Genomic DNA, 26,873 nt, shown 5'->3' with positions numbered 1-26,873 from the left:
ATATCGTCGTAAGCGTGTCGTCCCTCGCGCTGTACCGCCGCTACCGCCCCGAGACCTTCGCCGAGGTCATCGGGCAGGAGCATGTCACAGGCCCGCTGCAGCAGGCGCTGCGCAACAACCGGGTCAATCACGCGTACCTCTTCAGCGGTCCGCGCGGCTGTGGCAAGACGACGAGCGCGCGCATCCTGGCCCGCTGTCTGAACTGCGAGAAGGGGCCGACCCCGGCGCCGTGCGGGGAGTGCCAGTCCTGCCGCGACCTCGCGCGGAACGGTCCGGGTTCGATCGATGTGATCGAGATCGACGCCGCCTCCCACGGTGGTGTGGACGACGCGCGTGAGCTGCGGGAGAAGGCGTTCTTCGGGCCCGCGTCGAGCCGGTACAAGATCTACATCATCGACGAGGCGCACATGGTCACCTCGGCGGGGTTCAACGCCCTGCTGAAGGTGGTCGAGGAGCCTCCGGAGCATCTGAAGTTCATCTTCGCGACCACGGAGCCGGAGAAGGTCATCGGCACCATCCGGTCGCGTACGCACCACTACCCCTTCCGGCTGGTGCCCCCGGGGACGCTGCGCGACTATCTGGCGGAGGTCTGCGAGCGCGAGGCCATCCCGGTGGAGGACGGGGTGCTGCCGCTGGTGGTGCGGGCCGGGGCGGGGTCGGTGCGTGACTCGATGTCGGTCATGGACCAGCTGCTCGCGGGCGCCGGTGAGGACGGTGTGACGTACGCCATGGCGACGTCGCTCCTCGGCTATACGGACGGCTCGCTGCTCGACGCGATCGTGGACGCCTTCGCCGCGAGTGACGGCGCGGCCGCGTTCGAGGTCGTCAACCGCGTGATCGAGGGGGGCAACGACCCGCGGCGCTTTGTCGCCGATCTGCTGGAGCGCCTGCGTGACCTGGTGATTCTCGCCGCTGTGCCGGACGCGGCGGAGAAGGGGCTGATCGACGCCCCCGCCGATGTCATCGAGCGGATGCAGGCCCAGGCGTCCGTCTTCGGCGCCGCCGAGCTGAGCCGCGCCGCCGATCTGGTCAACGAGGGCCTGACCGAGATGCGCGGCGCCACCTCACCGCGGCTGCAGCTCGAGCTGATCTGCGCGCGGGTGCTGCTGCCCGCGGCGTTCGGGGACGAGCGGTCGATGCAGTCGCGGCTGGAAAGGCTGGAGCGGGGGGCTCTGGCGGGCGGCCTCGGTGGCGGTGGCGGGTTCCCCGGTGGCGGGGCCGGGGCCGGCGGTGGTCTGGCCGGCGGTATCGGGGGGCCCGAGGGCCAGGGGCCTGCCATGGGATACGTACCGGGGCCCGAAGCCCACGCCCCGGCCGTCGGTCCGTCCGGCCCGGCGGCCGCGCGGGCGGCCGTGACGGGCCGTGGCGGGGCCGGCCAGGGCGCGGCACCTGCCGAGGCGGCGCCCGGCGCGGGTGTCGGTGCGGCCGGGACGGGTAATTCGGCTGCCGGTGGCGCTGCTGCTGGTGGTGTGCCTGCCGGTGGCCCGGCTGGGGCCGATGCCGGGGGCGGGGGACAGCAGCCCGGGGGCGGTCAGCCCGTGGCGGCCCATGGCGGAGGTCAGCGCCCTGGCGCCTGGCCCACGGCCGCAGGCGGTCCGGCCGCCCCCGGTGGTCCGGCCGGGAGCGGTCCGGCCGGAGCCAGTGGGCGTACGGAGAGTGGCGATACGGGAGGCGGGGCTCCCGCCGCGTCCGCGGCGCGGCCCGGGGCCTGGCCGACCGCCACGGTTCCCGGTTCCGTCCCGGGCGCGGGGCGGCAGCCCGGCAGCTGGCCCTCGGCCGCCGCGCCGGGGCAGGGCGGTGGCGCCTCCGGCGGTCCCGCGGCACCCGCGGGTCCCCCTGCCTCTTCACCGGGCCCTTCCGGCCCTTCCAGCCCCTCCGCGCCCGCCCCCGGTGCCCCCGGCGGCGCGCCCTCCGCGCCGGGCATGGCGCAGGGCGCCATGCAGGTGCGCCAGATGTGGCCGGACATCCTGGAAGCGGTCAAGAACCGCCGCCGCTTCACCTGGATCCTCCTCAGTCAGAACGCGACGGTCACCGGCTTCGACGGCACCACCCTCCAGCTCGGCTTCTCCAACGCCGGCGCGCGCGACAGCTTCGTCAGCGGCGGCAGTGAGGACGTGCTGCGTCAAGCGCTCAGTGACGCGATCGGCGTGCAGTGGCGTATCGAGGCGATCGTCGACCCGACGGGCGGCGCCGGCCAGCAGGGCGGTCCCGGTGGCCCCGGCGGCGGTGGCTTCGGCGGTTCGGCCGGGGGCTCCGGCGGTGCCGGTGGCTTCGGGGGCTCGGGCGGTGTCGGCGGTGGAGGCTTCGGGGGCGGCGGCGCCCCGGCGGCCCCGCCGCGGCAGCCCGCCCCCCGGCCCCAGGCCCAGGCGTCCGCCGCCGCGCCCGCCGGGGCCCCCGGGGCGTCCCCCGCCGGGGCGCCGGCCGGCGCGGCGGGTCCGCCCGCGCGGCCGTCGGCCTACCGGGAGCCGGAGCCGCCGCCCATCGCGCCGGAGGACGACATTCCGGCCGAGGACGACCCCGATCTCGACGAGAGCGTGCTCAGCGGCCACGACCTGATCGTGCGCGAACTCGGCGCGACGGTCATCGAAGAGATCGCCAACGAATAGGGGGCGCGGGCCTGCGGTCGTACGACGGTCGCTCGCCCCGCGCGGTGGCCGAATCGGGTTCCACAGCCCCGCCCGTCCTCCTTCCTACGGCGTAGGGCGGGGTGACCGATGAGCACGTAGGCTCGGGCTATCGGAAAGAAGAACTCTGTCGACAGCGCAGGAGTGAGCTCGTGATCCCCGGTGGTGGCCAGCCCAACATGCAGCAGCTGCTTCAGCAGGCCCAGAAGATGCAGCAGGACCTCGCCGCGGCACAGGAGGAACTGGCCAGGACCCCTGTCGAAGGCTCGGCGGGCGGCGGTCTGGTGAAGGCGACCGTGACCGGCGCCGGTGAACTTCAGGGCCTGGTCATCGATCCGAAGGCGGTGGACCCGGAGGACACCGAGACCCTCGCGGACCTCGTCGTCGCGGCCGTGCGTGACGCGAACAACGCCGCGCAGGAGCTGCAGCAGCAGAAGCTCGGGCCGCTCGCCCAGGGCCTCGGCGGGATGCCCGGTCTGCCGTTCTGAGCGGTTGAACCGGCTCAGCCGGCTGAGTTGCCGAGTTTGGCCGAGTTGCCGAGTTGGCCGAGTCGCTGAGTTGGCTGAGCCGGCTGGACCGCTGAGCCCGGCCCCGGCCCGAGCCCGGCCCCGGCCGGACCCGGCACCCTGACCCGGCGCCCTGACCCGGGCCTTATACCGAAGTCTGTAAGAAGAGAACCCACCGCGCGTCAGCGCGAGATTGGAAGCGGGCGTGTACGAAGGCGTGGTCCAGGACCTCATCGACGAATTGGGCAGGCTGCCCGGCGTCGGTCCCAAGAGCGCGCAGCGCATCGCCTTCCACATCCTGCAGGCCGAGCCCGCCGACGTCCGCCGCCTCGCGCACGCGCTGACCGAGGTGAAGGAGAAGGTGCGGTTCTGCGCCGTGTGCGGAAACGTCGCCGAGGCCGAGCAGTGCCGGGTCTGCCAGGACCCGCGCCGCGACCCGGCCGTCATCTGCGTGGTCGAGGAGCCCAAGGATGTCGTGGCGATCGAGCGGACCCGTGAGTTCCGTGGCCGCTACCACGTGCTCGGCGGTGCGATCAGCCCGATCGAGGGCGTGGGGCCGGACGATCTGCGGATCCGGGAGCTGCTGGCACGGCTCGCGGACGGTACGGTCACGGAGCTGATCCTGGCCACCGATCCGAACCTGGAGGGCGAGGCCACCGCGACGTACCTGGCGCGCATGGTCAAGCCCATGGGTTTGAAGGTGACCCGGCTGGCTAGCGGTCTCCCTGTCGGGGGAGACCTGGAGTACGCCGACGAGGTCACGCTGGGGCGTGCCTTCGAAGGGAGAAGACTTCTCGATGTCTGACGCAACGCTGCACGCCGCCCACCCCGATCCGGACGACTTCGCGGTCCAGATCTCCGACCAGATCGAGAGCTTCATCGTCGCGGTGACGGAGGTGGCGAAGGGCGACGAGCCGGACAGCGCCGTGCCGTTCCTGCTGCTCGAGCTCTCCCAGCTGCTCCTCGCGGGCGGGCGGCTGGGCGCGCACGAGGACTTCGTCCCCGATGAGCGGTATGAGCCGGATGTCGGCCCCGAGCCGGACGTCGACGAGCTGCGCGAGCGCTTCGCCCGGCTGCTCGACCCGGTGGACGTCTACTCCGAGGTCTTCGACCCGTACGTGCCGCGCAGCCAGCCCGTCGCCTGCCGGATCTCCGACGATCTGGCCGACATCATCACCGATCTGCGGCACGGCATGGCCCACTACCGCGACGGCCGGATCAGCGAGGCGCTGTGGTGGTGGCAGTTCTCGTACCTGTCCAACTGGGGCACGACCGCCTCCGCGGCCCTGCGCGCGCTGCAGTCGCTGGTCGCCCATGTGCGGCTGGACAGCCCGCTGGACGAGCTGGACGGCCTGGACACCGACAGCAACGCGGACGGTGACGAGGAGCTCGCCGAGGAGGCGGGGCGGGTCATGGCGGCGGAGATCGCGGCCCCTCTCGGCATCCGGTCCGTGAAGTCGTAAGCAGGCGTCAGGGAGTCGAGTTCAGGGGCCCGCCGGCATCGGGCACGCACCGTGACTCCGAGTGTGACCTGGGTTACGTTTCCGTATGCTTTGCGCGGGAGCGGGCAGGGTTGGTCGCTGAGCGGGTGGAGGGGACGGGAAGCGGAAATGATGCGGAAAGTGCTGATATGCGGCTCCGCGGCGCGACCTGGCCTTACGTCTGATCGCAGCGTGAGTCATATGTCTCGCAATGTGATATAGGCGGGGTATTTTCCAGCCACTCGTTAGACTGAGCCGACCGCATTACTGAGAGCCGTGAGGAGCGCACGTGGGCCTTGTCGTGCAGAAGTACGGAGGCTCCTCCGTTGCCGATGCCGAGGGCATCAAGCGGGTCGCCAAGCGAATCGTCGAAGCCAAGAAGAACGGCCACCAGGTGGTCGTCGTGGTTTCCGCGATGGGCGACACGACGGACGAGCTGATCGATCTCGCCGAGCAGGTGTCCCCGATTCCGTCGGGGCGCGAGTTCGACATGCTGCTGACCGCGGGAGAGCGGATCTCCATGGCCCTGCTGGCGATGGCGATCAAAAACCTCGGCCACGAGGCGCAGTCCTTCACCGGCAGCCAGGCCGGTGTCATCACCGACTCGGTCCACAACAAGGCGCGGATCATCGACGTCACGCCCGGTCGCATCCGGGAGTCGATCGACGCGGGGAACATCGCGATCGTCGCGGGCTTCCAGGGTGTGTCCCAGGACAAGAAGGACATCACCACCCTGGGCCGCGGTGGCTCCGACACCACCGCCGTCGCCCTCGCGGCCGCCCTGGACGCCGAGGTCTGCGAGATCTACACGGATGTCGACGGTGTGTTCACCGCCGACCCGCGGGTGGTCAAGAAGGCCCGCAAGATTGACTGGATCTCGTTTGAGGACATGCTGGAACTGGCCAGTTCCGGCTCCAAGGTGCTGCTGCACCGCTGTGTGGAATACGCACGCCGTTACAACATCCCGATCCACGTCCGCTCGTCCTTCTCCGGGCTCAAGGGCACGTGGGTCAGCAACGAACCACAAGGGGATCAGCCGATGGAGCAGGCGATCATCTCGGGTGTGGCCCATGACACCTCCGAGGCCAAGATCACGGTCGTCGGGGTGCCGGACAAGCCGGGTGAGGCCGCCGCCATCTTCCGTACGATCTCGGACGCCGAGCTCAACATCGACATGGTGGTGCAGAACGTCTCCGCCGCGTCGACCGGCCTGACCGACATCTCCTTCACCCTCCCGAAGACCGATGGTCACAAGGCCATGAGTGCGCTGTCCAAGGCGCAGCCGGTGATCGGCTTCGACTCGCTCCGCTATGACGACCAGATCGCCAAGATCTCGCTGGTCGGCGCCGGCATGCGGACGAACCCGGGGGTGACCGCCACCTTCTTCGAGGCGCTGTCCAACGCCGGGGTCAACATCGAACTGATCTCGACCTCCGAGATCCGCATCTCGGTCGTCACGCGCGCCGACGACGTGAAGGAAGCGGTCCGGGCCGTGCACACCGCCTTTGGGCTGGACAGCGACAGCGTGGAAGCCGTCGTCTACGGAGGGACCGGCCGATGACCGGCCGTGGCGGTGCCGATGGCCGGAAGCCGACGCTCGCCGTCGTCGGCGCGACCGGAGCCGTCGGCACCGTCATGCTCTCGATCCTGTCCGAGCGGGCGGACATCTGGGGCGAGATCCGGCTGATCGCCTCGCCGCGCTCGGCCGGCCGGAAGCTGGCCGTACGGGGCGAGCAGGTCGAGGTGATCGCGCTGAGCGAGGAGGCCTTCGACGGCGTCGACATCGCGATGTTCGACGTGCCGGACGAGGTCTCCGCGCAGTGGGCGCCGATCGCGGCGAGCAAGGGCGCGGTCGTCGTCGACAACTCCGGGGCCTTCCGGATGGACTCCGAGGTGCCGCTTGTGGTCCCCGAGGTCAACGCGCACGCGGCCCGGGTCCGCCCGCGCGGCATCATCGCCAACCCCAACTGCACCACGCTCTCGATGATCGTCGCGATGGGCGCGCTGCACGCCGAGTTCGGGCTCCAGGAGCTGATCGTCTCCTCGTACCAGGCGGTCTCCGGGGCGGGCAAGGAGGGCATCGACACCCTCCGGGCCCAGCTCGCCCTCGTCGCCGGTACGGAGCTGGGCACCCAGCCGGGCGACGTACGGCGGGCGGTCGGCGACACCGGGCCGTTCCCCGGGCCGATGGCGCTGAACGTGGTGCCGTTCGCGGGCTCGCTCAAGGAGGACGGCTGGTCCTCGGAGGAGCTGAAGGTCCGCAACGAGTCCCGCAAGATCCTGGGGCTGCCGGAGCTGCGGGTCACCGCGACCTGCGTCCGCGTGCCCGTGATCACCACCCACTCCCTGGCCGTGCACGCGCGGTTCGAGAACGAGGTGACGGTGGAGCAGGCGCACGAGATCCTGGCGGCCGCGCCCGGGGTGGTGCTGTGCGACAACCCGGCGGAGGGCGAGTTCCCCACCCCGGCCGATGTCGTGGGCACCGACCCGACGTGGGTGGGCCGGGTGCGGCGCTCGCTGGACGACCCCAAGGCGCTCGAGCTGTTCGTGTGCGGCGACAACCTCCGCAAGGGAGCCGCGCTCAACACGGCGCAGATCGCGGAGGTCGTCGCGGCGGAGCTGACGGCCGCCGCGTAGAGTGGTGGCCTTCCGGCGCGGGCAACTGTGAGGTTTCTGTGACCCGAACAATGGCCTGGACCACTTGAACGGGGCTCAAACCGGGGCAAAGATCTGCGAGGAGAATCCCTCCCCGCCCGCTGCAACCGGCAGCGGGCGGGGAGCGTCTTTTCAGCCGCCCCGCAGTGGGCGTTGGGCAAATCAGGCATTGGGGACGGGTTGGTGTGCATGGGGACATTCATCGCATCGTCAAAAGCGATGTCTCACGCGTACAACCCTGACAGGGAGCAGTGTGTCCAACTGGCGTGGCAGCAGAGGTATTCGGCATCGCAACGGTTCCCGGGCGCGGCGGCACGGCAGTGCGGCCCCCGCGTCCTCGCATTCCCGGCGGCATGCCGGTGATCGCGCCATGGCCGACCGCGCGCCCCGCGCAGATTCCGACAGGGCGCGAGGACACTGACGACGCGATGGCAGCGGGCACCACAGTCGACCACCTCACCGAGACCTACCGCGCCCACTACCGGTCGCTGCTCGGTCTCGCCGCCCTGCTCCTCGACGACACCGCGTCCTGCGAGGACGTCGTGCAGGAGGCGTTCATCCGCGTGCACTCGGCGCGGCGCCGGGTCCGGGACCCGGAGAAGACGCTCGCCTATCTGCGGCAGACCGTCGTCAACCTCTCGCGCTCGGCGCTGCGCCGCCGCATCCTCGGACTGAAGCTGCTCTCCAAGCCGATGCCCGACATGGCCAGCGCCGAGGAGGGGGCGTACGAGCAGCTCGAGCGGGACCAATTGATCAAGGCAATGAGAGGACTGCAGCGCCGACAGCGCGAGGTCCTCGTGCTGCGCTACTTCGCGGACATGACCGAGGCCCAGGTCGCCGAGACGCTCGGCATATCGCTCGGCTCGGTCAAGGCGTACGGATCGCGTGGCATCGCGGCGCTTCGCGTCGCAATGGAGGCTCCGGCATGAACGACGACACATACGAGCCGGCCCCGGGGAACCCCGACCGGCGGGACGCTCACGAGCCGGACGGCACCGCGCCGCTCAGCAAGGCCGCGGACACGGACGACACGGCGGGGGACGGACAGGGCGCGGACCGCGGCGACTTGGACCACGGCGACCCGACCAGCGGCGACGTGGACCATGGCTCCGGCCACGGCTCCGGCCACGGCCCGGACGTGATGGACGAGGACGCACTGCGCCGGCTCCTGCACGGCGCCGTCGACGAGCTCGAACCGTCCCCCCAATCCCTCGAACACCTGCGGCGCGCCGTCCCCGCCCGCCGTACGCGCCGCCGCCAGGCCCTGGTCGGCGCCGTGGCGGCGGTGGTGCTCGGCGGGGCCGCGCTGCCCGCGCTGGTCCACGTCGCCACCACCGGCGGCTCGGACGACCGCCCGGCCATCGCCGGCAGCAGCCACCGCACGCCCGGCGCGGACCAGGACAAGCACGGCGAGGGCAGCGGAGAGACCCGGACTCCCCGCCCCTCCGGCAAGGGCGGCGAGGACAAGCGGCACACGGGCAAGGACGACAAGAAGACCGACCCGTCCAAGAAGCCGGGAGGCGACTCGGGCGGCGTGGCCCCCGACCCCTCCAGCACGCTCAACGCCACCTCGCCCACCTGCACCCGCGCCCAGCTCGGCAGTGCCACGGGGACGACCGGGACGGCCGACGCCGAGGGGCGGGTCTACGGCTCGTTCCGGGTCGTCAACATCTCCGACACCCCTTGCACGGTCCAGGGCGGCGGCAATGTCAGCCCGAGCCCGCAGGGCGGCGCGGACAGCTCGCGGATCTTCGTCGTCGACCACACCTCCGGCGACGAGGCCGGCGGCCTGCCCGACCCGGCCACCGCGCCCGGCCAGCTCATCCTGAAGCCCGGCCAGGCGTACGAGGTGCGGTTCGCGTGGATCCCGCAGTCGGGCGGCGGCACCTCCGGCTGCTCCAACACCAGCACCACGCCGCCGAGCCCCGACCCCACCCCGGACTCGGCCTCCGCGGCGGATGGCGAGCCCAGCTCGGGCGGTCCGGGCGACAGCCCGGGCACGGGCGGCGACGGCGAGCAGCCGGCCGGCAGCGTCCTGGTCAGCTACACACCGGAGGCCGGCGAGCCGGTCGCGGCGAGTGTGACGCTCAACGGCGCCTGCGCGGGGACGATCTACCGCACCGGGGTCCTGGCCGGCTCCTGAGCCCGGCCCGTCCCCGGCGGGCACCTGCCGGCGGGGTCCGGGGCGAGCCGTGACGCGAACCGGGTACGGGCCACGCCCCGAAACCGGGGGCCCGTGCCGCGGAACGGGGGGCTCGCGCCCCGAAACCGACGGCGAACCGTGCCCCGACAGCAGCGCCGCCGCGCCCGGCCCGTACCGTGGTGGTGTGTATCGGTTCCTGCTGACGCCCCGCTGGTGGGTGATCAACATCTTCGCCGTGCTGGCGATCCCGGTCTGCCTGTTCATGGGCAGCTGGCAGCTCAGCCGCTTCGAGGCGCGCGTCGACACCCACAACAAGCAGCAGGACCGCTCGGCCGCAGGCAAGGAGACCGCCGAGCCGCTGCGCACGCTGCTGCCGGTCACCGACCAGACCTCGGGTCGGCTGGCCATCGCGACCGGGCGCTACGACACCGCGCACCAAATGCTCGTCCCGGACCGGCGCCTCGGCGACCGGGACGGCTTCTACGTGCTGACGCTGCTGCGTACGGACGGGGGCAAGGCGCTGCCCGTCGTACGGGGCTGGCTCCCCGGCGACGCCGACGACAGGGCCGACGTCGCCAAGGTGCCCGCGCCCCCGGCCGGTGAGGTGACCGTGACCGGGGCGCTGCAGGCGTCCGAGCACCAGGACAGCGACGGGGTGCGGGCGCGCGGCGGGCTGCCGCGCGGCCAGCTGGGCATGATCAGCGCCGCCTCGCTGGTCAACCTCGTGCCGTACCAGGTGTACGACGCGTGGATCACCTCCACCTCCGCCCCCGGCGCCCTGAAGCCGGTGCCCCCGGCCGTCGCGGACGGCACGGGGCTCGACCTCAAGGCGTTCCAGAACCTCGGCTACACCGGCGAGTGGTTCGTCTTCGCGGGCTTCGTCGTCTTCATGTGGTTCCGGCTGTTCCGCCGGGAGGCGGAGACGGCGCGCGACCTGGCGCTCGGGATCGCCCCGTCGGATTCCCCCGCCGGCCCGGCCGAAGCCGCGCCGACCGCTACCGCTCCTGCCGGGGCCGAAGGTGACGCTGAGCGAACTCGATCTCCAAGCGCAACTGCTTGATCCGCTCCTCCACCACCAGCGAGCCGTGCCCCGCGTCGTACCGGTACACCTCGTGCGGGGCGCCGCGCCGCGCCAGCCGCTCCACGTAGTTGTCGATCTGCCGGATGGGGCAGCGCGGATCGTTGACCCCCGCCGAGATGTAGACCGGCGCCCGTACGGCATCCACGTACGTGAGCGGTGAGGACGCCTCGAAGCGCTCGGGGACCTCTTCCGGCGTGCCGCCCAGCAGCGTGCGGTCCATCGCCTTCAGGGCCTCCATCTCGTCGTGGTACGCCGTGACGTAGTCCGCGACCGGCACGGCCGCGAGCCCCACCGCCCACGCCTCCGGCTGGGTGCCGAGCCCCAGCAGCGTCAGGTAGCCGCCCCACGAGCCGCCGGCCAGCACCAGCCGCTCGGGGTCGGCGAGCCCCGAGTCGACCGCCCACTCGCGTACGGCCGCGATGTCCTCCAGCTCGATCAGGCCGACGCGGTGCTTGAGCGCGTCCGTCCACGCCCGCCCGTATCCCGTCGAGCCCCGGTAGTTGACCCGGACCACCGCGAAGCCGTGGTCCACCCAGGCGGCCGGGCCCGCCGCGAAGGCGTCGCTGTCGTGCCAGGTCGGCCCGCCGTGGATGTCGAAGACGGTCGGGAAGGGACCCTCGCCCGCGGGCGGGTGCACCAGGGCGTGCACCCGCCCGCCGGGCCCCTCCACCCAAACGTCGGTGACCGGCACCGACCCGGGCGCCCGCGGCCCCGGCGGGTCGAGCACCACCCGTCCGCTCGTCGAGCGCACCTGCGGCGGTTCGGCCGCCGAGGACCACAGGAACTCGACCGTGCCGTCCGGCCGGGCCGTCGCCCCCGAGATGGTGCCCGTGGGGGTGTCGAGGCGGGTCAGCTCGCCGGAGGCGAGGTCGTACCGCCACAGCTCGCTGCGCGCCTGGTAGCTGTGCTCGACCAGCAGCGCCGTCCCGTCCGGGACCCAGTCGGCGCCGACGTCCCCGGGCAGGTCGATGGCCAGGGCCGTCTCCACGCCGGTCAGCGGGTCCCACACCATCGGCTCCCAGCGGCCCCGCCGCTGGTGCCCGACCAGCAGCCGGGTGTCGCCGGCGACCGGCGCGAACCCCATGACGGACAGGCCCAGCTCCTGGGTGCCGCCCTTGGTGTCGTCCAGCTCCGCGACCGGGGCGCCGTCCAGCCGTACGACCCGGATCGCCGAGTGCATGGCGTCGCCGTGCTCGGTGTGCTCGATCGCGATCAGCGTCCCGTCGTACGACAGGTCGCCCACCCCGGCCGACTCGCGGTGGCGGTAGATCTCCTCGGGCGCGGCCCCGGGCCGTACGACGTGGACGGTCGAGCCGTCCTCGTCCGTGGACCGCCCGACGACGGCGGTGCCGTCCCGGCCGAGTGCCAGGCCGGCGGGGTACGAGGGGGCGAGTCCGGGCGTCGCGGGCTCGTCCGGCCCGCCGCCGCTCGCCCGGTCCGTCTCCTGGCTCGTCTTCCGGCCCGTCTCGTCGCCTGCCTGCCGGTCCCTCCCGGCCCCGGCCCCGGCGTCGGCCCCGGCCTCGGCCTCGTCGCCCGGGACGAACGGCTGGCGCATCCACACCCCGAACTCGTCGCCGTCGGTGTCCGAGAACCACCAGATCCACTGGCCGTCCGGCGAGAGCACCCCGTCCGTCGTGCCGTTCGGCCGGTCGGTCACCTGGCGCTGTGCCCCGGTCGCCCGGTCCCAGGCGTACAGCTCGTACGTCCCCGTCGCGTTGGACACGAAAAGCGCCCGGTCCGGCGCGTCCTCGGCCCAGTCGGGCAGCGAGACGCGCGGAGCCCGGAAGCGTTTCTCCCAGTCGGGCATGGTCTGTGCGTCATTCATCCCCCCATCAAACCCGATTCCGCCCGGCGTCCGATGCCGTGATCCTCGCCAACGCACCCGGCACCCGGCGGATGACCGGCAGGGCTACTTCAGCGTCACCGGCAGCGCGTCCACGCCGTACACGATGGACAGCTTCCGGAACGAGAGCTGCTCCGGCGGGACGGCCAGGCGCATCTCCGGGAACCGCCGCACCAGCGCGGGATAGGCCGCGCGGAGTTCCATCTTGGCCAGCTCGGCGCCGATGCACCGGTGGATGCCGTGGCCGAAGGCCAGGTGGGAGGAGGTCTGCCGGTGCGGATCGAAGCGCTCCATGTCCGGGCCGAGCCGCTCGTCGCGGTTCGCGCCGCTGAGCGAGCACAGCACCAGATCGCCGCTGGATATCTTCGTACCGGCGATCTCCATGTCCTCCTTGGCGAACCGCGGGAAGGCCACCTGGACGACCGTGAGGTAGCGCAGCAGCTCCTCGACGAAACGGTCGACCACGTCGTCGTTGTCGCGGATCTCCGCGAACCGCTCGGGGCTGCGCAGCAGCACCAGCGTGCCGAGCGCCAGCATGCTGGCGGTCGTCTCGAAGCCGCCGGTGAGCACCCCGTCGGCGAGCCCGGCCAGCTCCTGGTCGCCGATCTCGTCGCCGTGCTCCTTGACCAGCATGCCCAGCAGCCCGTCGCCGGGCGTCTCGCGCTGCTTCTTGACGATGTCCAGCAGATACGACAGCGAGTCGGATATCGCGCCGAACGAGGCGTCCGCCCCGCCGAACAGGTCGAAGCGCGCCATGCTCAGCTGCTGGAAGTCGGCGCGGTCCTCGTACGGCACGCCGAGCAGCTCGCAGATGACCAGGGAGGGGATGGGCAGGGCGAAGGCCTGCACCAGGTCGACCGAGCCGTCGCGCGCGGCCGTCGCGGCCATGTCGTCGAGCCGCTCCTCGACGATGGAGTGGATCCGCGGTGTGAGCCTGCTGAGCCGGCGCATGGTGAACTCCGGCGTCAGCAGGCGTCGCAATCTCGTATGCGTCGGTGGATCGCTGAAGCCAAGGCCTCCTGGATTCTGCTGGGCGGCGATCCCGATGTTCTTCTCCGCGAGGTTGGTGAAATCCGAGCTGAATCCGCTCGTCCGGCCCAGCACGGCCTTGGTCTCGTCATATCCGGTGACAAGCCACCCTTTTATCCCGAAAGGCAGCGGAAGCCTGCTTATGGGCTCTTTTGTCCTGGTGCGGGCCAAATCCGCCACCGGGTCAAGGCCGTCGCGCCGCAGCGGGGCCAGCGTGGCGTCCGGAAGAAACGACATCTTGGACAAGTCGAAGCCGTTCTTCTGCAGCCGCGAAAAGTACTTGCGCCCCAGCCAGGCCATGATGTTTGAGCGGAGATTCGACATGGGCGCAATACTGCCTTGCTTTGGCCGGGTGTCCGTAATGCCTTCTGTAGTGCGGCTCGGTGTGATACGCCACAGCGGGCGCTCCGGCGCACGACCCGGCGTACGTCTGAGGTGGCGGACCCCGGGCAAACGGAGGAAAGTGGACCTAACGGGCATCATGTGGGACGGTGAAGGCTGCGCGCACGCGGAAGGACGACCGCTCCGCGCACGCGGAGGCGGAATGAGGTGAGCGGCCGTGGAGAGGCGGGAGAGATTCCGCGCCGTCCAAGGCGCGCCGTGCTGGGTCAGTCTCATGGCGGCCGACCTGGAGGGCGCCCAGAGTTTCTACGGAGACCTCTTCGGCTGGCGCTTCCGGCCCAGCCGCCACGGCCACGGCCGGTACACCATCGCGTTCACCCCGGACGGCGCGCCCACCGTCGGCATGGGCACCCCCGCCGCCACGGGCGCGATCCTGCCGGTCACCTGGACCACCTACTTCGCGGCCGACAGCGCCGACGAGATCGCCTGGCGTGCCCGCGAGCGCGGCGGCACCGTCGCCGTCGGCCCGCTGGAGTTCGGCAGCGGCCGCGTGGCCTGGGCGGCCGACCCGGACGGCGCCGTCTTCGGCGTCTGGGAAGGCGAGCTGTCCTCCGCCTGGTGGGGTGAGCGCCGGCCGGGCGCCCCCGTCTGGCTGGAACTGCGCACCCGCGACGCGTTCGAGGCCGCGCTCTTCTACGGCCACGTCTTCAGCTGGGACGCCCAGGGCCAGGAGCGCTGCGACGTCCGCTTCGAGCACGACCGGGTGGTCCTGCACATCGACGGCAAGGCCGTCGCCGGGCTGCGCGGCGGTGCCCTGGAGGCCGCCCCCGACCCCAATGTCCGCCCCCGCTGGCACGTCTACTTCTGCGTCGACGACGTCGACCGCGCCGCCGCCCAGGCCGCCGCCCTCGGCGGCGGCATCATCTCCGCCCCGGCCGACACCCCGTACGGCCGCATCGCGGCTCTCCGCGACCCGGAGGGCGGGCTCTTCAGCATCGCGGCGGCGACGGAGGCGGCGGACGGGGCGGAGGCGGCGAGCGGCGCGGGGGACTCCGCGGGCGCGGGGCTCGGCGACGTCGGCACCTGAGCCGGCTCGAGGCGTCCTCCCCGCGGCCGGACCGAGGCGCAGACCCCCCGTGGGCGGACCGTCACACGAGGGCGATCGTGAAGAGGGCGAAGGCGCTGACGATGACCGCCACGCGAACGAAGTGGAAGCGATCCCAACGCCGGAGCTGCTGCCCGAAGCCTAGCAGTGCTAGGAAACACGCTCGCAGGCCCAGTCCGTCGGCCAAAGGGACTGTTCAAACTCCTTTCTCAGCGGTCCGCGCCTCCAGCGCGCGCAGCACGGCCACCATGTCCTCGCCGCCGTGGCCCCGGGCCACGGTCTCGTCGAAGAGGGTGTGGCAGACGTCGAGCAAGGGAGAGGCCAGGCCGGCCTTCCGGGCGGCCTCGGCGATCAGCCGGTTGTTCTTCAGTACGTCCGAGGCCGCCGCCTGCACCGCGAAATCGCGGGCCAGCAGCTTGGGGGCCTTCATCCGGGAGACGGCGCTCGCCAACGGCCCCGCGTCCAGCACGTCCAGGAACAGCCGCCGGTCCAGCCCGTGCCGGTCGGCGAAGTGGAACGCCTCGGTCAGACCGGTGACCAGCGTGATCAGGAACAGGTTCACCGAGAACTTCAGCAACAGGGCACCCGGTACGGGGCCGCAGTCGAACGCCTGCCGGCACAAGGGGGCGAGCAGGGGCCGCACCGCCGCCACGGCGTCCTCGTCGCCCGCCAGCATCGCCACCAACTGCCCCTGCTCCGCCGGGACCCGGGAGCCGGACACCGGGGCCTCGACGTATCTGCCGCCGGCCGCCCGGATGTCGTCCTCCAGGCTGCCCGAGTAATCCGGCGCGGTCGTTCCCATGTGGACGACGGTGTGTCCGGCGACGAGCGCGGCGAAGTCGGGGGTGCCGCGTCCCAGGACCGCGTCCACGGCGGTCTCGTCGGCCAGCATGAGGAACACGGTGCCGGCCCGGTCGAAGACCTCGGCGGGACTCGCCGCGACCTCGGCTCCCGCGGCCCGCAGGGGTTCGCACCTGGCCGGAGTGCGGTTCCAGACCACCACGGGAGTGCCCGCGTGGGCGAGGTTGAGCGCCATGGGCCGCCCCATGACTCCGAGGCCGACGAATCCCACGTACACGATGCACCGCCATGCGTCCGAGCCGACTATGACAGCGGTCATAATAGTCGGCCCTATGACGACCGTCATAGGCTGGACACGCGCACGCGCGGGGAATGGCTGGAGAGGGGTCGGGGATGGCGGCGAACGAGACGTCCGGGCGCGGGCCGCGCGAGCGGATGGTCTTCAGCGCGGCCCAGCTCATCCGGCGCGAGGGGGTCGCCGCCACAGGGATGCGCGAGGTCGCCGCCCACGCGGGCGCACCGCGCGGCTCGCTCCAGCACTACTTCCCGGGCGGCAAGGAGCAATTGGTCAACGAGGCGGTGGGCTGGGCGGGCCGGTACGCGGCCAACCGGGTGGCCCGCTTCCTCTCCGCCCTGCCCGAGCCGACGCCCAGTGGGCTGTTCGCCGAGATGGTGCGCCAGTGGACCGACGAGTACCGGACCACCGGCTTCGCGGGCGGCTGCCCGGTGGCCGCCGCCACCGTGGACTGCGCGGAGTCCACCGACTCCACACGGGAGGCCGCGGCCGCCGCGCTCGGCCACTGGACCGGCGCGGTGGCCCGGGCCCTGGCAGGCATGGGAGTGCCCGAGGACCGGGCCACCGCCCTCGCCACGCTCATGATCAGCACCCTGGAAGGGGCGATCATCATCGCCCGCGCCGAGCGGAACGTCCGCGCCCTGACCACCGCGGCCCGGGAACTCGGACCCCTCCTCGACGCCGCGGTGAGCAAGGCCGATTGACCGGCGCGGCAGGCGATCGACCCACCATGCCGAGACTCATCGGCCAGCGCCGACGCCGGACTTGGCGGACGCGGGCGCCTGCACCGCGGTAACGCAGAGGGCCACCTACCAAAACCGGTAGGTGGCCCTCTGACCTGTGTCGGGGTGGCGGGATGTGAACCCACGACCTCTTCGTCCCGAGTGACGTTCGGGTGGGATCCGAGCCGGATGCCCTTTGTATAGGAGCACTCCCATGAGGGCCGCGCAGCACCCGACCGCGCGGCCCTTTGCCTAGCCGCTGCCTACCGGACGGCGATTACACCCGCGCCTTCGCCCGGCGTCGCGTCCCAACCGCGAATCGTGGCAGCCACCTTGGTCAGGCGCCCGTCCTGCGGGCCGACGCTGATGTAGAACAGCGACTCGTCTGCGGGCTTGTCGTCACCGCCCCACCGCACGACACCCTGGCAGTCCGCGAGAATGTCCCGCACCGTGGCCACCTGGAGTGGGAAGAGGGAGCCCTTCGCACCTGCACCCGGGCGGATCTGCACCGCCGAACCCGACGCCAGGTTCGACTCCGCAAGGTCCCGGCGCAGCCCCTTGAGGGGACGCCAGCCGGCCAGGTCCACCTTGGCGATCTCCTCCACCTCGTAGTGGAAGCGACGTACCACGTGCAGCAGCACCGTCTCAACGTCACCGATCCACACCGGCACGCTCAACCCCGTACCGGCCACTGGCCGGGTCCATACCTGTGAGTCGCGGTCTGAGTTCGTCTGGATCGTCCACCCGTTCGCCGAGGTAGCTGGACGTTTCGGTTTGGGGCCCTCAGCAGCCGCTGCGGATGTGGCGGGCAGAACCGAGCTGACGGCGGCGGCTGCGCCGATGACGGCAGTGGTCCTGACGACCGTCCGCCGTGTTATCTCTTGGTCCACGTTTCCTGTATCCCTTTCGCAAGGTTGTCAGAACAGACCGAAGATCGCGAAGAACGGCACGATGGACGCAGCCGTGCACACCATCCAGTACCGAATTGCCCGGACGGCTGTCCTGCGGCGCATCCGCACATTGGCCAGCCCCCAGATCAGGCCGAACAGGCCGAACACCGGCGCGGCGATGACCAGCCAGCCAAGTATCCCGTCGTTCTCGTTCGCGTCTTGTTGTGTCCACCCGAGGGCTGCCAGCGGCCCATTCGACATGATGTACCACGCCAGGAATAGCGGAACGATGGCCGGGATACCCAGCAGCAGGTTCACGGCCACGGGTATACGCAGCTTCCACATGTGCTCATTCTTCACGATCGATATCCCGGCCTACTGGGCGCGGCTGAGCTTGTTGTAGTTCTCCAGCACGTTGTACAAGCCGATCAGCTCGCGTCCATACTGCTCCGCCCTGCCATCGGTGCCGTTGTACCGGGCCAGCAGCTTCTGGGTGTCCGCCTGGCTGGTGGTCAGCGACGGGCGGGCGATCCCGAGTTGGTGCGCGTTGTAGATCGTCAGGTACGCCGCAGACGGGATGTTGTACTCAAACTCCTGAAGGTTGTTCCACACCGCACGCTTGTCGTCGCTGGTCAGTGGGACGCCGTTGATGATGCCCTTCTGTATGCAGTAGTTGCGGGCTTCAATGGTCACCCATGCGAAAATCTGGCCCCAGCCGGTGCTGGAGTCGTCTTTCAGTCCGTTTTTCACGGCCTCGTCGGCGAGCGCGTCGAGCAGGTTGAGCTTGCGCAGCTCCCACAGGACCGGCGCCTGAATGAGAGCCTTGCGTAACTTCAGGGTGCGGGCCAGGTTTGTGAACAGCCAATCCGCGTTCACGACCAGGTTGAATGCCTCCGTCGTGGAGACGATCCCGTAGGTGACCCAGTCGCCGTCCGCGGTCCAGCCTTCGCCGCCAGTTTCCGGGACGCCAATCGACGTCAGATACGTCTGGACGTCCTTGAGCATCTCGGCCCGGTACTTGGTCTGGTCGAGATCGGTGTCCAGCCCGCTGGTGATCGGTGTTTCGGCGTTGAAGTCGCCTTGGCCGGTGTCGCGGCCGGAGGCGATGTTGTTGTCAATCTCGATCGCACCGTCGCCGGAGCCGACCTTGACCGTAGCGATTTGGTCGAATGCCCAGTTCGTCGGCAGCGGGTAGCCAAGGTTCCCGGCGAAGCCGGACGACATGTCGGAGACGAAGCTGGCGGCCGCATATCCGGCATCGGCAACGCGCTGGCAGATGTTGCGGGGACCGTAGACGCCGACGCCGTAGCTGGAGTTCTCGCCGACAGTGCGATAGATGCCCTTGAAGTGGGGGAGTATGTAGTTGGTGACCTCGCCGTCCATCGCGTCGTAGTCGACCGCGAAGTAGATGATCGTGCCCGGCTTGAAGCCGTGGATCTGTGCCCATTCGATGGCGTTGGTTGCGTCGATGCAGCCCTGGGAGTACTTGAAGTAATCTGCGGACCGGGACCACGTCTGGTAGATCGGGAAGCAGCGCAACCCGTAGTACTTGATCGTCTCAAGTTCTAGGGGCTGAATCTGCTTTTCAGGCAGGTTCGTGCTGGACGGGTTGTACAGGTAGCGGCCGACGTACTTGTAGCCGGCGTCCTTCAACGCCTGCGCACGCGGCGGAGTGACCATGGTGACGCAGTCGCAAGCGGTGCCCTTACGGGACTGGTCGCCATAGGAGACGAGCAGCGACGCCCAGGTCTGGAAGTCACCGAAGCCGGTGACGGGGAGCTTGACGAACGACTGGAAGTCTTCAACACCGGTCTTGACCTCGGCGGTGAAGTTTCCGAAGGGTACATTCCGCTTGTTCAGGATCATCGCCGCGGTGAACAGGCGCGGCCATGTGCCGGTGGCGCCGACGCCGACGGTGTGTGACTTCAGGCCGGACTGGGTTCCGGGGCCGAAGACGCCGTTCGCGGTGCCGTCGGCCATGCCTAACTCGTACTGGATCGCGAACAGCATGGACTTGGCCACGTCGCGGGAATGGTGACCGTCGCAGGGGACGATGAAGAAATCCTTGCGGTTGATGTACCGCATGTTGAGCCACTGCTGGATGGAGCGGATCTCGTCCGAGCCGTTGTTGACGGTGACGTAGGCGTCCATGTTGAACAGGCCCTTGACGACCTTCGGCTCAAGGGAGCTGCCCGCGTAGACGGTGTCAACGCCCATATCGGCCTTCAGCTTTGCCACCGCGTCCTTGACGCGCGAGTTGTAGATGCCGTCGATCTCGCCTCCGTCGTAACCCTTGCAGTACAGGGCGGACTGGAGGATGCGGCAGAAGATTGCCGACGGCACCGTGGAGTCATCCAGCTTGGGGTACTTCGTCTGCAGCGTGGACAGCGTTGTCGGGCCGAAGGAGTTTGACAGGTTGTCGATGCCCATCTCGTATTGGAGGGCGCGAGTGAGGGCATACATGACGGGCCAGCCAGTCTTGCCGTTCACTTCCAGTTTGGAGATTCCCAGGGTGGCACCGTCGGCGTAGGTCGTATTGATGAATCGCTGGGCTCTTTCGACCAATGCGTCAGCCATAATATCCCTTCAGCGTTCATGACAAGAAAGGTGCATCTCGCGCATTTGGTATGACCAGGTGTTGACGGCTAGCCGTCCCACCCAAGCGGGCCGTCCGGAATACAGAAATTCCCCCGGTTGCTTTTACGTTTCATATGGGCTGGACAGGCCCCCCCGGATCTCTGCCGCCTGCACCTCCATGCGGAAGCTCTCGGCCGTTACGTCAGAGAGCATCTCCTGCGGATCGCTAGCCGGAATAGCTACTCAAGCGCGACCCTTAGCCGAGGCCTCAATTCGGTGTCGACCCGAACGTTGGCCTAAGCCCCCGCGCTGCACGCAATTACTGCCACCGATTAATCGTCTTGGTCACCTTCAAGGTGACGACGAGATCCCTCACGTCCTTCACCCCGACGCCAGTGACATCGACCTGGGTAGGCCACGTTGTGTTCTTGAACAGACCAGTCACTTTGGCCGATGCCGTCTTGGTCATTGACGGATCGTTTTTCCCTTTGACTGTCACAGTGACCTTGTAGGACGCTCGCTCATCGCCCCGGTTCTTGACCGTTAGCGGCACGATCATGCGACCGCCCTCCATGCTCGGACCATAGGCAACAACCTCGCCACCCTGTGCCGTGGCAGCGGCGCGCCCGTACCCGTAGTCTTCGGGCTCGGGAATGTCGGTGGTCCTTGGGCCGACAGGGTCACCGCTGGGGGCATTCCGAGCACGCTCCTCCATGGCCTCACGAGCGTTCTGGTCTGTCTTGCTTCCCTGGTGACCGGGGCCCTGGTGTGCCTCCCTGGCTGCATTCCCCGGTCCAGGTCGGACAGATTCCGTCGGCTTGGTGGAGGCTGGACTGCTCGCGTTCTGGGTTTTATTCGCCCCGCAGGCGGTCAGTGCGACAGAAGCGGCTAACCCAACTAGAGCGAGAGAGCGCGCCGAATTCCAGGACATTTGCATCCTTAATTGCACGGAAAGACGTATTCATTTTTGTAATTAATGAAGAGATCGCTGGAAGTCTTGCCCATCTTGGCGGTCACGGGCGCGCAGGCGACACTGGGGACGTATACGGGCCCTGCATACTGACTGAAGGTGCCCGAGTCCGTGTCGCAATGAGTGCCGTTAATATCGCACACTTTAAGGTACATGTATCGCGCGCTACCGACGTTGTTGTCGAGTATCGCGCAACCCTTCCCACTGCTGTTGATGTAGGTGAAAAGGGTAGCCAGGCGCTCTCGGGGGTCGGTCCCTTCGGGCAATGGAACTACCCTGCTCACCTGGTCGAATCCGGTTCCGCATACGGTTGCGGCGGCTGCGACAGCCTGCGGGTTGGCTTGGACGAAGAACTTTGTCTTGGCGTCAGCCTTCTTTGATGCCTGAATTTCGGGCTCGTGCGCAGCGACTGCCGACGGTGCGGTCAAGACCGCCGCGGCCAAAGCTGTGGCTGCGACGGCCGTGTGTAAGACGGTGGTGCTCATAAATGTGTACCCCCCCACGGCAGCGCGGACTCCTGTAGGAGTCAAGCAAACTGCCTTTGTCGTGCTGGCGTCTATGCGCTGTAGAGCGGGCCAGCTTCAGGTCGACGGCAACTTTATCCACGGAGCAGTCGGGAATCACAGGGGGACTCAGGGAGGGGTAACGAGAGCAAGAAAATTGCAGTCACACAGTGTCAGCGCGTTGCTGCATAATGCAGCAAGAATCCAGTGATTAACGGCCAAAAGGTGACACTCTGTAGGTTTTGTGTGTTGCGTCACACTCGACATCTACGCCGATCGTCACCTCTGGTGGTGTGGGAGCCGGGTGGGCAAGCCTGGAAGAACAAACTCGCCTTGTCCGGCTCGTACGGGCGGGACCACGCGCGCCTGGCTTCGAGGCGGAACGCGGTGTGGGGTGACGTGGACGGGAGCTGATGTCGGTCGGGTGGAACATGGCGAACCTGAGGCGGAGAGATGGGCCGGCCCAAAGCCCGGCGCAGGGGCCCATGTGGGCGCAGCTCGCCGCGATCGACCCTGACCGGAACTGTCTCTGGCCACTGGACTGGCAACGCCACGCGCTGTGGCGTGGCGCGTTTATCGGCCCCACCGTCCATTTCGTTGAGGTCGTGTGGGGTGATCAGCTGGACATCCGGGAGATCGCCGCACTTGGGGACGATGAACTGACCGATCAGAAGGTCGCCGCCCACGTCGCGAAGTACGCCACCAAGAGCGCCGAGGACTCCGGCACCGTGGACCGCTCCCTGCGCTGCCCCCACTGCACCGGACGCGGCTACCAGACCAGCCCCGACGGCTTCCGCGACCTCTGCGAGTCGTGTGAGGGCACCGGACAGTCCGAACCCATCACGGACCTGCCTGTGCACGGCCACGTCCGCGAGGTGATCCGCACCGCCTGGAACCTCGGCCACCTCCCCGAATTCGCCGAACTCAGGCTCTGGAAATGGGCTCACATGCTCGGCTTCCGGGGCCACTCCTCCAGCAAATCCCGCCGCTACTCCACCACCCTCGGCGCACTCCGCGACGTACGCCGCGCCTGGCGCGCCGAGCAAGCACGTCCCGCGGGGGCTCCCGAGGCGAGTGAGGAAACCACCCTCGTCCGCTGCTGTACGCATGACAGAGGGCCCGGTGCAACTTACACACCGGGCCCTCTGACCTGTGTCGGGGTGGCGGGATTTGAACCCACGACCTCTTCGTCCCGAACGAAGCGCGCTGCCAAGCTGCGCTACACCCCGAAGCAACGAGCTCTACTTTAGCGGACCCGTGGCCAGACACGAAATCCGGTTTTCGAGGGCTCGCAGGTCGGGGCGGGGGCGGCGGTCGTTCGGCGGCCGGAGGCGGTGGAGAGCAGGGGGAGGAGGGGGGGAGAAGGGGCTCAGGGGGTGGGTGGGGTGAGGGTGAGGAGGGTGGCCTCGGGGGGGCAGGCGAAGCGGACCGGGGTGTAGCGGTTGGTGCCGCAGCCGGCGGAGACGTGGAGGTAGGAGGTGTGGCCGGCGGCGTGGTGGGTGGAGAGGCCCTTGACGCGGCGGGCGTCCAGGTCGCAGTTGGTGACGAGGGCGCCGTAGAAGGGGATGCAGAGCTGGCCGCCGTGGGTGTGGCCGGCGAGGATCAGGGGGTAGCGGTCGGCGGTGAAGGCGTCGAGGACGCGCAGGTAGGGGGCGTGGACGACGGCCAGGGAGAGGTCGGCGCCGGATTCGGGGCCGCCGGCCACCTGGCCGTAGCGGTCGCGCTTGATGTGGGGGTCGTCCAGGCCGGTCAGGGCGATCTCCACGTCATCCAGCTTCAGCCGGCCGCGGGTGTTGGACAGGCCGACCCAGCCGGCCGTGTCGAAGGCGTCGCGGAGCTCTTCCCACGGGTTGTGGATCGCGCCGACGACGGGGGGATTGCCGTTGAGGCCGTGCTTGCCGCTGGCCTTCTCCATCAGGTAGCGGGCGGGGTTGCGCAGCCTGGGGCCGTAGTAGTCGTTCGAGCCGAAGACGTACGCGCCGGGGAACTCCATGAGGGGGCCGAGCGCGTCCAGCACCTCGGGGACGCCCTCCGGGTCGGAGAGGTTGTCGCCGGTGTTGATGACGAAGTCGGGGCGGAGGCCGGCGAGGGACTGGAGCCAGCGCTGCTTCTTGCGCTGGCCGCTGACCATGTGGATGTCGGAGACCTGGAGCACGCGCAGGGGACGCATGCCCCGTGGCAGTACGGGGACGGTCACCCGTCGGAGGCGAAAGGACCGGACTTCGAATCCGGCGGCGTAGGCGAGGCCGGCGGCGCCGACCGCCGTGATTCCGAGGGGTACTCCGTATCGCGCGCGCATGGTCCCCATGGTCGCAGACCGTGGCCGGGCGATAAATCTTCGGGTGATTCCCGGCGAGGGCTGGCAGACTCGACGACATGACCACCACGCTCAAGTCCAGGCTGCAGGGCGATCTCACCGCAGCGATCAAGACGCGTGACGAGCTGCGCTCCTCCACGCTCCGGCTGACCCTCACCGCGATCCAGAAGGAAGAGGTCGCGGGCGAGGCCGCCCGGGAGCTGTCCGATGCCGAGGTGGAGAAGATCATCGCGCGGGAGGCGAAGAAGCGCCGCGAGGCGGCCGACGCGTTCGCGCAGGGTGGGCGTGCGGAGCAGGCCGAGCGGGAGCGGGCCGAGGGCGAGGTGCTCGCGGAGTATCTGCCCAAGCAGCTCACGGACGAGGAGCTGGACGCGCTGGTGGCCGAGGCCGTGCGGGAGGCCGCGGCGGGCGGGGCGCAGGGGCCGCGGGCGATGGGCGCGGTGATGAAGATCGTGAACCCGAAGGTGGCGGGCCTGGCCGAGGGCGGCCGGGTGGCCGCGGCGGTCAAGCGGCGGCTCGCCGAGGGCTGAGGCGAGGACTGAGGCGAAGAGACAGACAGGAAGCGGGCCCGGACGGTGTCGTCCGGGCCCGCTTCCGTTCTTCTTCGGTTCCGCTTCCCGTCGGAGGGGTTCCGCCTTCCGGCGCCGCTCCTCGGCCTCGGTCAGGCGCTACGGGAAGTTCCAGCCGTTGCTGTTTCCGTTCCCGTTTCCGTGCCCGCCGTTTCCGTTTCCGCCTCGGTTGCCGCCGACCAAGCCGTCGTCCCCGCCGATCACGTCCGGCGGGATGGTGATGTCCGGCCACGGGTCGTCCGCGCCGCCGTTGCTCCCGCCGTTGTCACCGCTCGGCTTGTCGCCGTTGCCGTTGTCGTCGCGGCCGGGCTTCTTCGCGCTGGGGTCCTTGATCGGCACATTGACGAAGTCCTCCGCCGGCTTGCCCTCCAGGGCGCCGCTCATGGCGTCCCTCCAGATGGGGCCGGGGGTGTCGGCGCCGTAGACCTTGTCGTGGAAGACGCCGCCGATCCGGATGTTCTCCATCTCGACGCCCTTGGAGCCGGAGCCGCCGACCCACACCGCGCCGGCGAGGTTCGGGGTGTAGCCGACGAACCAGGCGGCCTTGCGCTCGTCCGTCGTACCGGTCTTACCGGCGCTCGGGCGGTTGTCCAGGCCCGCCTTCTTGCCGGTGCCGTCCTCGACCACGCCGCGCAGCAGGGTGTTCATGGTGTCGGCGGTCTTCTCCGACATGGCGCGGGTGCACGAGGACTTGGGGACCTCCAGGTCCTTGCCGCCCGGGCCGGTGATCGACTCGATGAAGACCGGGGTGCAGTAGACACCGCGGTTGGCGAAGGTCGCGTATGCGCCCGCCATCGTCAGCGGGGAGAAGCCCTCGCTGCCGAGGGTCAGCGAAGGCACCTGGTTGAGCTTCTGGCCGTCCGCGCGCTGCATGCCCATCTTGGCGGCCAGCTCGGTGACGGGGCAGACGCCTATGTCGCTGATGAGCTGCACGAAGTAGGTGTTGATCGACTTGGCGAGCGCCTCCTTCATGCCGTACGGGCCCTTTTCGGTGATGTCCTCGTTCTCGACGGTCGAGCCCTCGCTGTTGGACCAGGAGCCGTTGCAGGTGGAGACCGGGCTCGGGTAGTCCATCTTGTACGGGGACGAGTAGCGCTGGTACGGCTTCTTGCCCTGCTCGAGGGCGGCCGCGGCGGTGATCGGCTTGAACGTCGAGCCGACCTGGAAGCCGTAGTTGGAGCCGCCCATGGCCTTGTCCGCGGACAGGTTGATCGTCAGCTCGTTGGTCCCGAAGCCGTACGGCTTCGACTGGCCCATGGCCACCACCTTGCCGGTGCCGGGCTCGACGAGGGTGACGGCGGTGGCGACCGGGTCGTCCTGGTAGACGTGGGACTTGATCGAGTTCTGGACCGACTTCTGGGCCTTGGGGTCAAGCGTCGTACGGATCGTCATGCCGCCCCGGTCCCAGCGCTGGGAGCGCTCTTCGCGCGTCTTGCCGAAGACCGGGTCGTTGAGGAAGACCGCGCGGACGTAGTCGCAGAAGAACCCGGCGCCGTCGACGGCCGTGATGCAGCCGTTCTTGGGCGAGCTGACCTTGAGCCCGAGGGGCTTCTTCTTCGCCGCGTCGGCCTGGGCCTGGGTGATGTCCTTCACCTCGGCCATGCGCTGCAGCACGGTGTCGCGGCGGGCCTTGGCCACCTGCGGGGCGTTGACCGGGTCGTAGCGGCTGGGCGACTGGACGAGGCCGGCCAGCAGGGCCGCCTCCTCCAGCTTCAGATCCTTGGCGTGCTTGCTGAAGTAGCGCTGAGAGGCGGCCTCGATGCCGTAGGCCTGCTGGCCGAAGAAGGTGATGTTCAGGTAGTTCTGCAGGATCAGCTTCTTGCCCAGCTCCTTCTCGACCTGGATCGCGTACTTCAGCTCCTTGATCTTGCGGCCTATGGACTGCTTCTGGGCCTTGGCGACCGCCTTCTCGTTGTTGCCCGCCTCCTCCACGAAGACGTTCTTCACGTACTGCTGGGTGAGGGTGGAGGCGCCCTGGGACACGCCGCCGTCCTGGGCGTTCTCGTTGAGCGCGCGCAGCACGCCCTTGAGGTCGATCGCCCCGTGCTCGTAGAAGCGCGCGTCCTCGATCGCGACGATCGCCTTGCGCATGTACGGGGAGATGTCCTTGAGCTTCACGATGGTGCGGTCGCGGGAGTAGACCTTCGCGATCTCGCCGCCATTGGCGTCCAGGATGGTGGTCCGCTCGCTGAGCGGCGGCCTCTTCAGATTGGCCGGAATCTCGTCGAACTGCTCGACGGTCCCCTTGGCCGCGAGTCCGATCGCGCCGACGGCGGGCAGCGCGAGCCCGGCCAGCACGGCTCCGGCGAGCACGCTGACGCCGAGGAACTTCGCGGCCTGTTGAGCGGAGGACAGGCCTCCGCCCGAACGCTTGTTACCCATGGAGGCAGCCTACGTGTCGAATCGCCGGACAGGGGACC

General features: G+C 69.5%; 22 protein-coding genes, 1 tRNA gene and 1 pseudogene. 13 read left to right on the top strand and 11 right to left on the bottom strand.

Features of this window, described 5'->3' with window-relative positions:
- The first annotated feature begins 14 nt into the window (after positions 1-14).
- The 9 genes from BBH68_RS12120 to BBH68_RS12080 all read left to right on the top strand — a co-directional run bounded on the left by BBH68_RS12120 (position 15) and on the right by BBH68_RS12080 (position 10,469).
- Complete coding sequence (locus BBH68_RS12120) at positions 15-2,606, top strand: DNA polymerase III subunit gamma and tau (RefSeq protein ID WP_065961617.1); 2,592 nt, start codon at positions 15-17, stop codon at positions 2,604-2,606.
- Positions 2,607-2,776: 170 nt separating this feature from the next.
- Positions 2,777-3,112, top strand: a complete 336-nt coding sequence (locus tag BBH68_RS12115) for a YbaB/EbfC family nucleoid-associated protein (RefSeq protein ID WP_076970946.1) — start codon at positions 2,777-2,779, stop codon at positions 3,110-3,112.
- Between the two features lie 223 nt (positions 3,113-3,335).
- Positions 3,336-3,935 carry a recombination mediator RecR gene (gene recR / locus BBH68_RS12110; protein ID WP_065961582.1) on the top strand — a complete coding sequence of 200 codons (600 nt, stop codon included), beginning with the start codon at positions 3,336-3,338 and terminating at the stop codon, positions 3,933-3,935.
- Positions 3,928-4,593: a DUF5063 domain-containing protein gene (locus BBH68_RS12105; RefSeq protein ID WP_065961580.1), complete on the top strand. Its 666-nt coding sequence runs from the start codon at positions 3,928-3,930 to the stop codon at positions 4,591-4,593. Before recR ends, BBH68_RS12105 begins: the two co-directional genes overlap by 8 nt.
- Before the next feature lie 307 nt (positions 4,594-4,900).
- Positions 4,901-6,172, top strand: a complete 1,272-nt coding sequence (locus BBH68_RS12100) for an aspartate kinase (RefSeq protein ID WP_065961578.1) — start codon at positions 4,901-4,903, stop codon at positions 6,170-6,172.
- A complete protein-coding gene (locus tag BBH68_RS12095; RefSeq protein ID WP_065961576.1) occupies positions 6,169-7,248 on the top strand; it encodes an aspartate-semialdehyde dehydrogenase in 1,080 nt (359 codons plus the stop codon). Before BBH68_RS12100 ends, BBH68_RS12095 begins: the two co-directional genes overlap by 4 nt.
- Before the next feature lie 371 nt (positions 7,249-7,619).
- Positions 7,620-8,195 (top strand): SigE family RNA polymerase sigma factor, encoded by a 576-nt coding sequence (locus BBH68_RS12090; protein ID WP_065961575.1) that lies wholly within the window; start codon positions 7,620-7,622, stop codon positions 8,193-8,195.
- Positions 8,192-9,409: a hypothetical protein gene (locus BBH68_RS12085; RefSeq protein WP_065961573.1), complete on the top strand. Its 1,218-nt coding sequence runs from the start codon at positions 8,192-8,194 to the stop codon at positions 9,407-9,409. The genes BBH68_RS12090 and BBH68_RS12085 overlap by 4 nt, the downstream gene beginning before the upstream one ends.
- Before the next feature lie 184 nt (positions 9,410-9,593).
- Positions 9,594-10,469, top strand: coding sequence for an SURF1 family protein (locus BBH68_RS12080; RefSeq protein ID WP_065961572.1), 876 nt, complete (start codon positions 9,594-9,596; stop codon positions 10,467-10,469).
- Here the strand turns inward: BBH68_RS12080 and BBH68_RS12075 are convergent.
- Entirely contained in the window at positions 10,405-12,297 is a 1,893-nt protein-coding gene (locus BBH68_RS12075) for a S9 family peptidase (protein WP_065961615.1), read from the bottom strand. The two genes, BBH68_RS12080 and BBH68_RS12075, sit on opposite strands and share 65 nt — an antisense overlap.
- A gap of 102 nt (positions 12,298-12,399) precedes the next feature.
- A complete protein-coding gene (locus BBH68_RS12070) occupies positions 12,400-13,686 on the bottom strand; it encodes a cytochrome P450 (protein ID WP_065961570.1) in 1,287 nt (428 codons plus the stop codon).
- Between the two features lie 292 nt (positions 13,687-13,978).
- Here BBH68_RS12070 and BBH68_RS12065 point away from each other — a divergent pair, with 292 nt between their 5' ends.
- Positions 13,979-14,791, top strand: a complete 813-nt coding sequence (locus tag BBH68_RS12065) for a VOC family protein (protein ID WP_065961568.1) — start codon at positions 13,979-13,981, stop codon at positions 14,789-14,791.
- Positions 14,792-15,005: 214 nt separating this feature from the next.
- On the opposite strand, the gene BBH68_RS12060 is transcribed toward BBH68_RS12065, so the two are convergent.
- The gene (locus BBH68_RS12060; RefSeq protein WP_065961613.1) at positions 15,006-15,887 is read right to left on the bottom strand and encodes an NAD(P)-dependent oxidoreductase; all 882 of its coding nucleotides are present in this window, start codon (positions 15,885-15,887) and stop codon (positions 15,006-15,008) included.
- A gap of 116 nt (positions 15,888-16,003) precedes the next feature.
- On the opposite strand from BBH68_RS12060, the gene BBH68_RS12055 reads away from it, so the two are divergent.
- Positions 16,004-16,609 (top strand): TetR/AcrR family transcriptional regulator, encoded by a 606-nt coding sequence (locus tag BBH68_RS12055; protein ID WP_065961565.1) that lies wholly within the window; start codon positions 16,004-16,006, stop codon positions 16,607-16,609.
- Positions 16,610-16,890: 281 nt separating this feature from the next.
- Here the strand turns inward: BBH68_RS12055 and BBH68_RS12050 are convergent, their stop codons facing one another.
- From BBH68_RS12050 to BBH68_RS39225, 5 genes are all read right to left on the bottom strand, one after another.
- Complete coding sequence (locus tag BBH68_RS12050) at positions 16,891-17,298, bottom strand: hypothetical protein (RefSeq protein ID WP_245738022.1); 408 nt, start codon at positions 17,296-17,298, stop codon at positions 16,891-16,893.
- Positions 17,299-17,544: 246 nt separating this feature from the next.
- The gene (locus BBH68_RS12045) at positions 17,545-17,835 is read right to left on the bottom strand and encodes a hypothetical protein (protein ID WP_245738021.1); all 291 of its coding nucleotides are present in this window, start codon (positions 17,833-17,835) and stop codon (positions 17,545-17,547) included.
- A gap of 57 nt (positions 17,836-17,892) precedes the next feature.
- Positions 17,893-20,094 carry a glycoside hydrolase domain-containing protein gene (locus BBH68_RS12040; protein ID WP_065961559.1) on the bottom strand — a complete coding sequence of 734 codons (2,202 nt, stop codon included), beginning with the start codon at positions 20,092-20,094 and terminating at the stop codon, positions 17,893-17,895.
- A 319-nt stretch (positions 20,095-20,413) separates the two neighbouring features.
- The gene (locus tag BBH68_RS41430; RefSeq protein WP_141712985.1) at positions 20,414-20,809 is read right to left on the bottom strand and encodes a hypothetical protein; all 396 of its coding nucleotides are present in this window, start codon (positions 20,807-20,809) and stop codon (positions 20,414-20,416) included.
- A gap of 224 nt (positions 20,810-21,033) precedes the next feature.
- Positions 21,034-21,549, bottom strand: a complete 516-nt coding sequence (locus BBH68_RS39225) for a hypothetical protein (RefSeq protein WP_076970951.1) — start codon at positions 21,547-21,549, stop codon at positions 21,034-21,036.
- A gap of 464 nt (positions 21,550-22,013) precedes the next feature.
- On the opposite strand from BBH68_RS39225, the pseudogene BBH68_RS43065 reads away from it, so the two are divergent.
- Positions 22,014-22,709: pseudogene (locus tag BBH68_RS43065) on the top strand (replication initiator); the annotation flags it as partial.
- Between the two features lie 13 nt (positions 22,710-22,722).
- Here BBH68_RS43065 and BBH68_RS12025 read toward each other — a convergent pair.
- Positions 22,723-22,796 (bottom strand) — tRNA-Pro (locus BBH68_RS12025).
- Positions 22,797-22,936: 140 nt separating this feature from the next.
- Positions 22,937-23,866, bottom strand: coding sequence for a metallophosphoesterase (locus BBH68_RS12020; RefSeq protein WP_174589013.1), 930 nt, complete (start codon positions 23,864-23,866; stop codon positions 22,937-22,939).
- 77 nt (positions 23,867-23,943) lie between these two features.
- Between BBH68_RS12020 and BBH68_RS12015 the strand changes: the two genes are divergently transcribed.
- On the top strand, positions 23,944-24,414 hold the full coding sequence (locus BBH68_RS12015) for a GatB/YqeY domain-containing protein (protein ID WP_065961554.1): 471 nt from the start codon (positions 23,944-23,946) through the stop codon (positions 24,412-24,414).
- Between the two features lie 138 nt (positions 24,415-24,552).
- Here BBH68_RS12015 and BBH68_RS12010 read toward each other — a convergent pair whose 3' ends face one another.
- Complete coding sequence (locus BBH68_RS12010) at positions 24,553-26,835, bottom strand: transglycosylase domain-containing protein (RefSeq protein ID WP_065961552.1); 2,283 nt, start codon at positions 26,833-26,835, stop codon at positions 24,553-24,555.
- Positions 26,836-26,873 lie beyond the last annotated feature (38 nt).

It is taken from the genome of Streptomyces sparsogenes, assembly GCF_001704635.1.
Classification (GTDB): Bacteria; Actinomycetota; Actinomycetes; order Streptomycetales; family Streptomycetaceae; genus Streptomyces; species Streptomyces sparsogenes.
Note: the sequence above shows the minus strand (reverse complement) of the source record. Positions and strands in the feature narration are given on the sequence as shown.

Excerpts from the sequence above, each read along its gene's own strand:
- BBH68_RS12085 (WP_065961573.1), top strand. The coding sequence starts at position 8,192 with ATGAACGACGACACATACGAGCCGGCCCCGGGGAACCCCGACCGGCGG.
- BBH68_RS12010 (WP_065961552.1), bottom strand. The coding sequence starts at position 26,835 with ATGGGTAACAAGCGTTCGGGCGGAGGCCTGTCCTCCGCTCAACAGGCC.
- BBH68_RS12095 (WP_065961576.1), top strand. The coding sequence starts at position 6,169 with ATGACCGGCCGTGGCGGTGCCGATGGCCGGAAGCCGACGCTCGCCGTC.
- BBH68_RS12070 (WP_065961570.1), bottom strand. The coding sequence starts at position 13,686 with ATGTCGAATCTCCGCTCAAACATCATGGCCTGGCTGGGGCGCAAGTAC.
- BBH68_RS12065 (WP_065961568.1), top strand. The coding sequence starts at position 13,979 with ATGGCGGCCGACCTGGAGGGCGCCCAGAGTTTCTACGGAGACCTCTTC.
- BBH68_RS12090 (WP_065961575.1), top strand. The coding sequence starts at position 7,620 with ATGCCGGTGATCGCGCCATGGCCGACCGCGCGCCCCGCGCAGATTCCG.
- BBH68_RS12040 (WP_065961559.1), bottom strand. The coding sequence starts at position 20,094 with ATGGCTGACGCATTGGTCGAAAGAGCCCAGCGATTCATCAATACGACC.
- BBH68_RS12020 (WP_174589013.1), bottom strand. The coding sequence starts at position 23,866 with ATGCGCGCGCGATACGGAGTACCCCTCGGAATCACGGCGGTCGGCGCC.
- BBH68_RS12015 (WP_065961554.1), top strand. The coding sequence starts at position 23,944 with ATGACCACCACGCTCAAGTCCAGGCTGCAGGGCGATCTCACCGCAGCG.
- BBH68_RS12105 (WP_065961580.1), top strand. The coding sequence starts at position 3,928 with ATGTCTGACGCAACGCTGCACGCCGCCCACCCCGATCCGGACGACTTC.
- BBH68_RS12075 (WP_065961615.1), bottom strand. The coding sequence starts at position 12,297 with ATGCCCGACTGGGAGAAACGCTTCCGGGCTCCGCGCGTCTCGCTGCCC.
- BBH68_RS39225 (WP_076970951.1), bottom strand. The coding sequence starts at position 21,549 with ATGAGCACCACCGTCTTACACACGGCCGTCGCAGCCACAGCTTTGGCC.
- BBH68_RS12055 (WP_065961565.1), top strand. The coding sequence starts at position 16,004 with ATGGCGGCGAACGAGACGTCCGGGCGCGGGCCGCGCGAGCGGATGGTC.
- BBH68_RS41430 (WP_141712985.1), bottom strand. The coding sequence starts at position 20,809 with ATGGAGGAGCGTGCTCGGAATGCCCCCAGCGGTGACCCTGTCGGCCCA.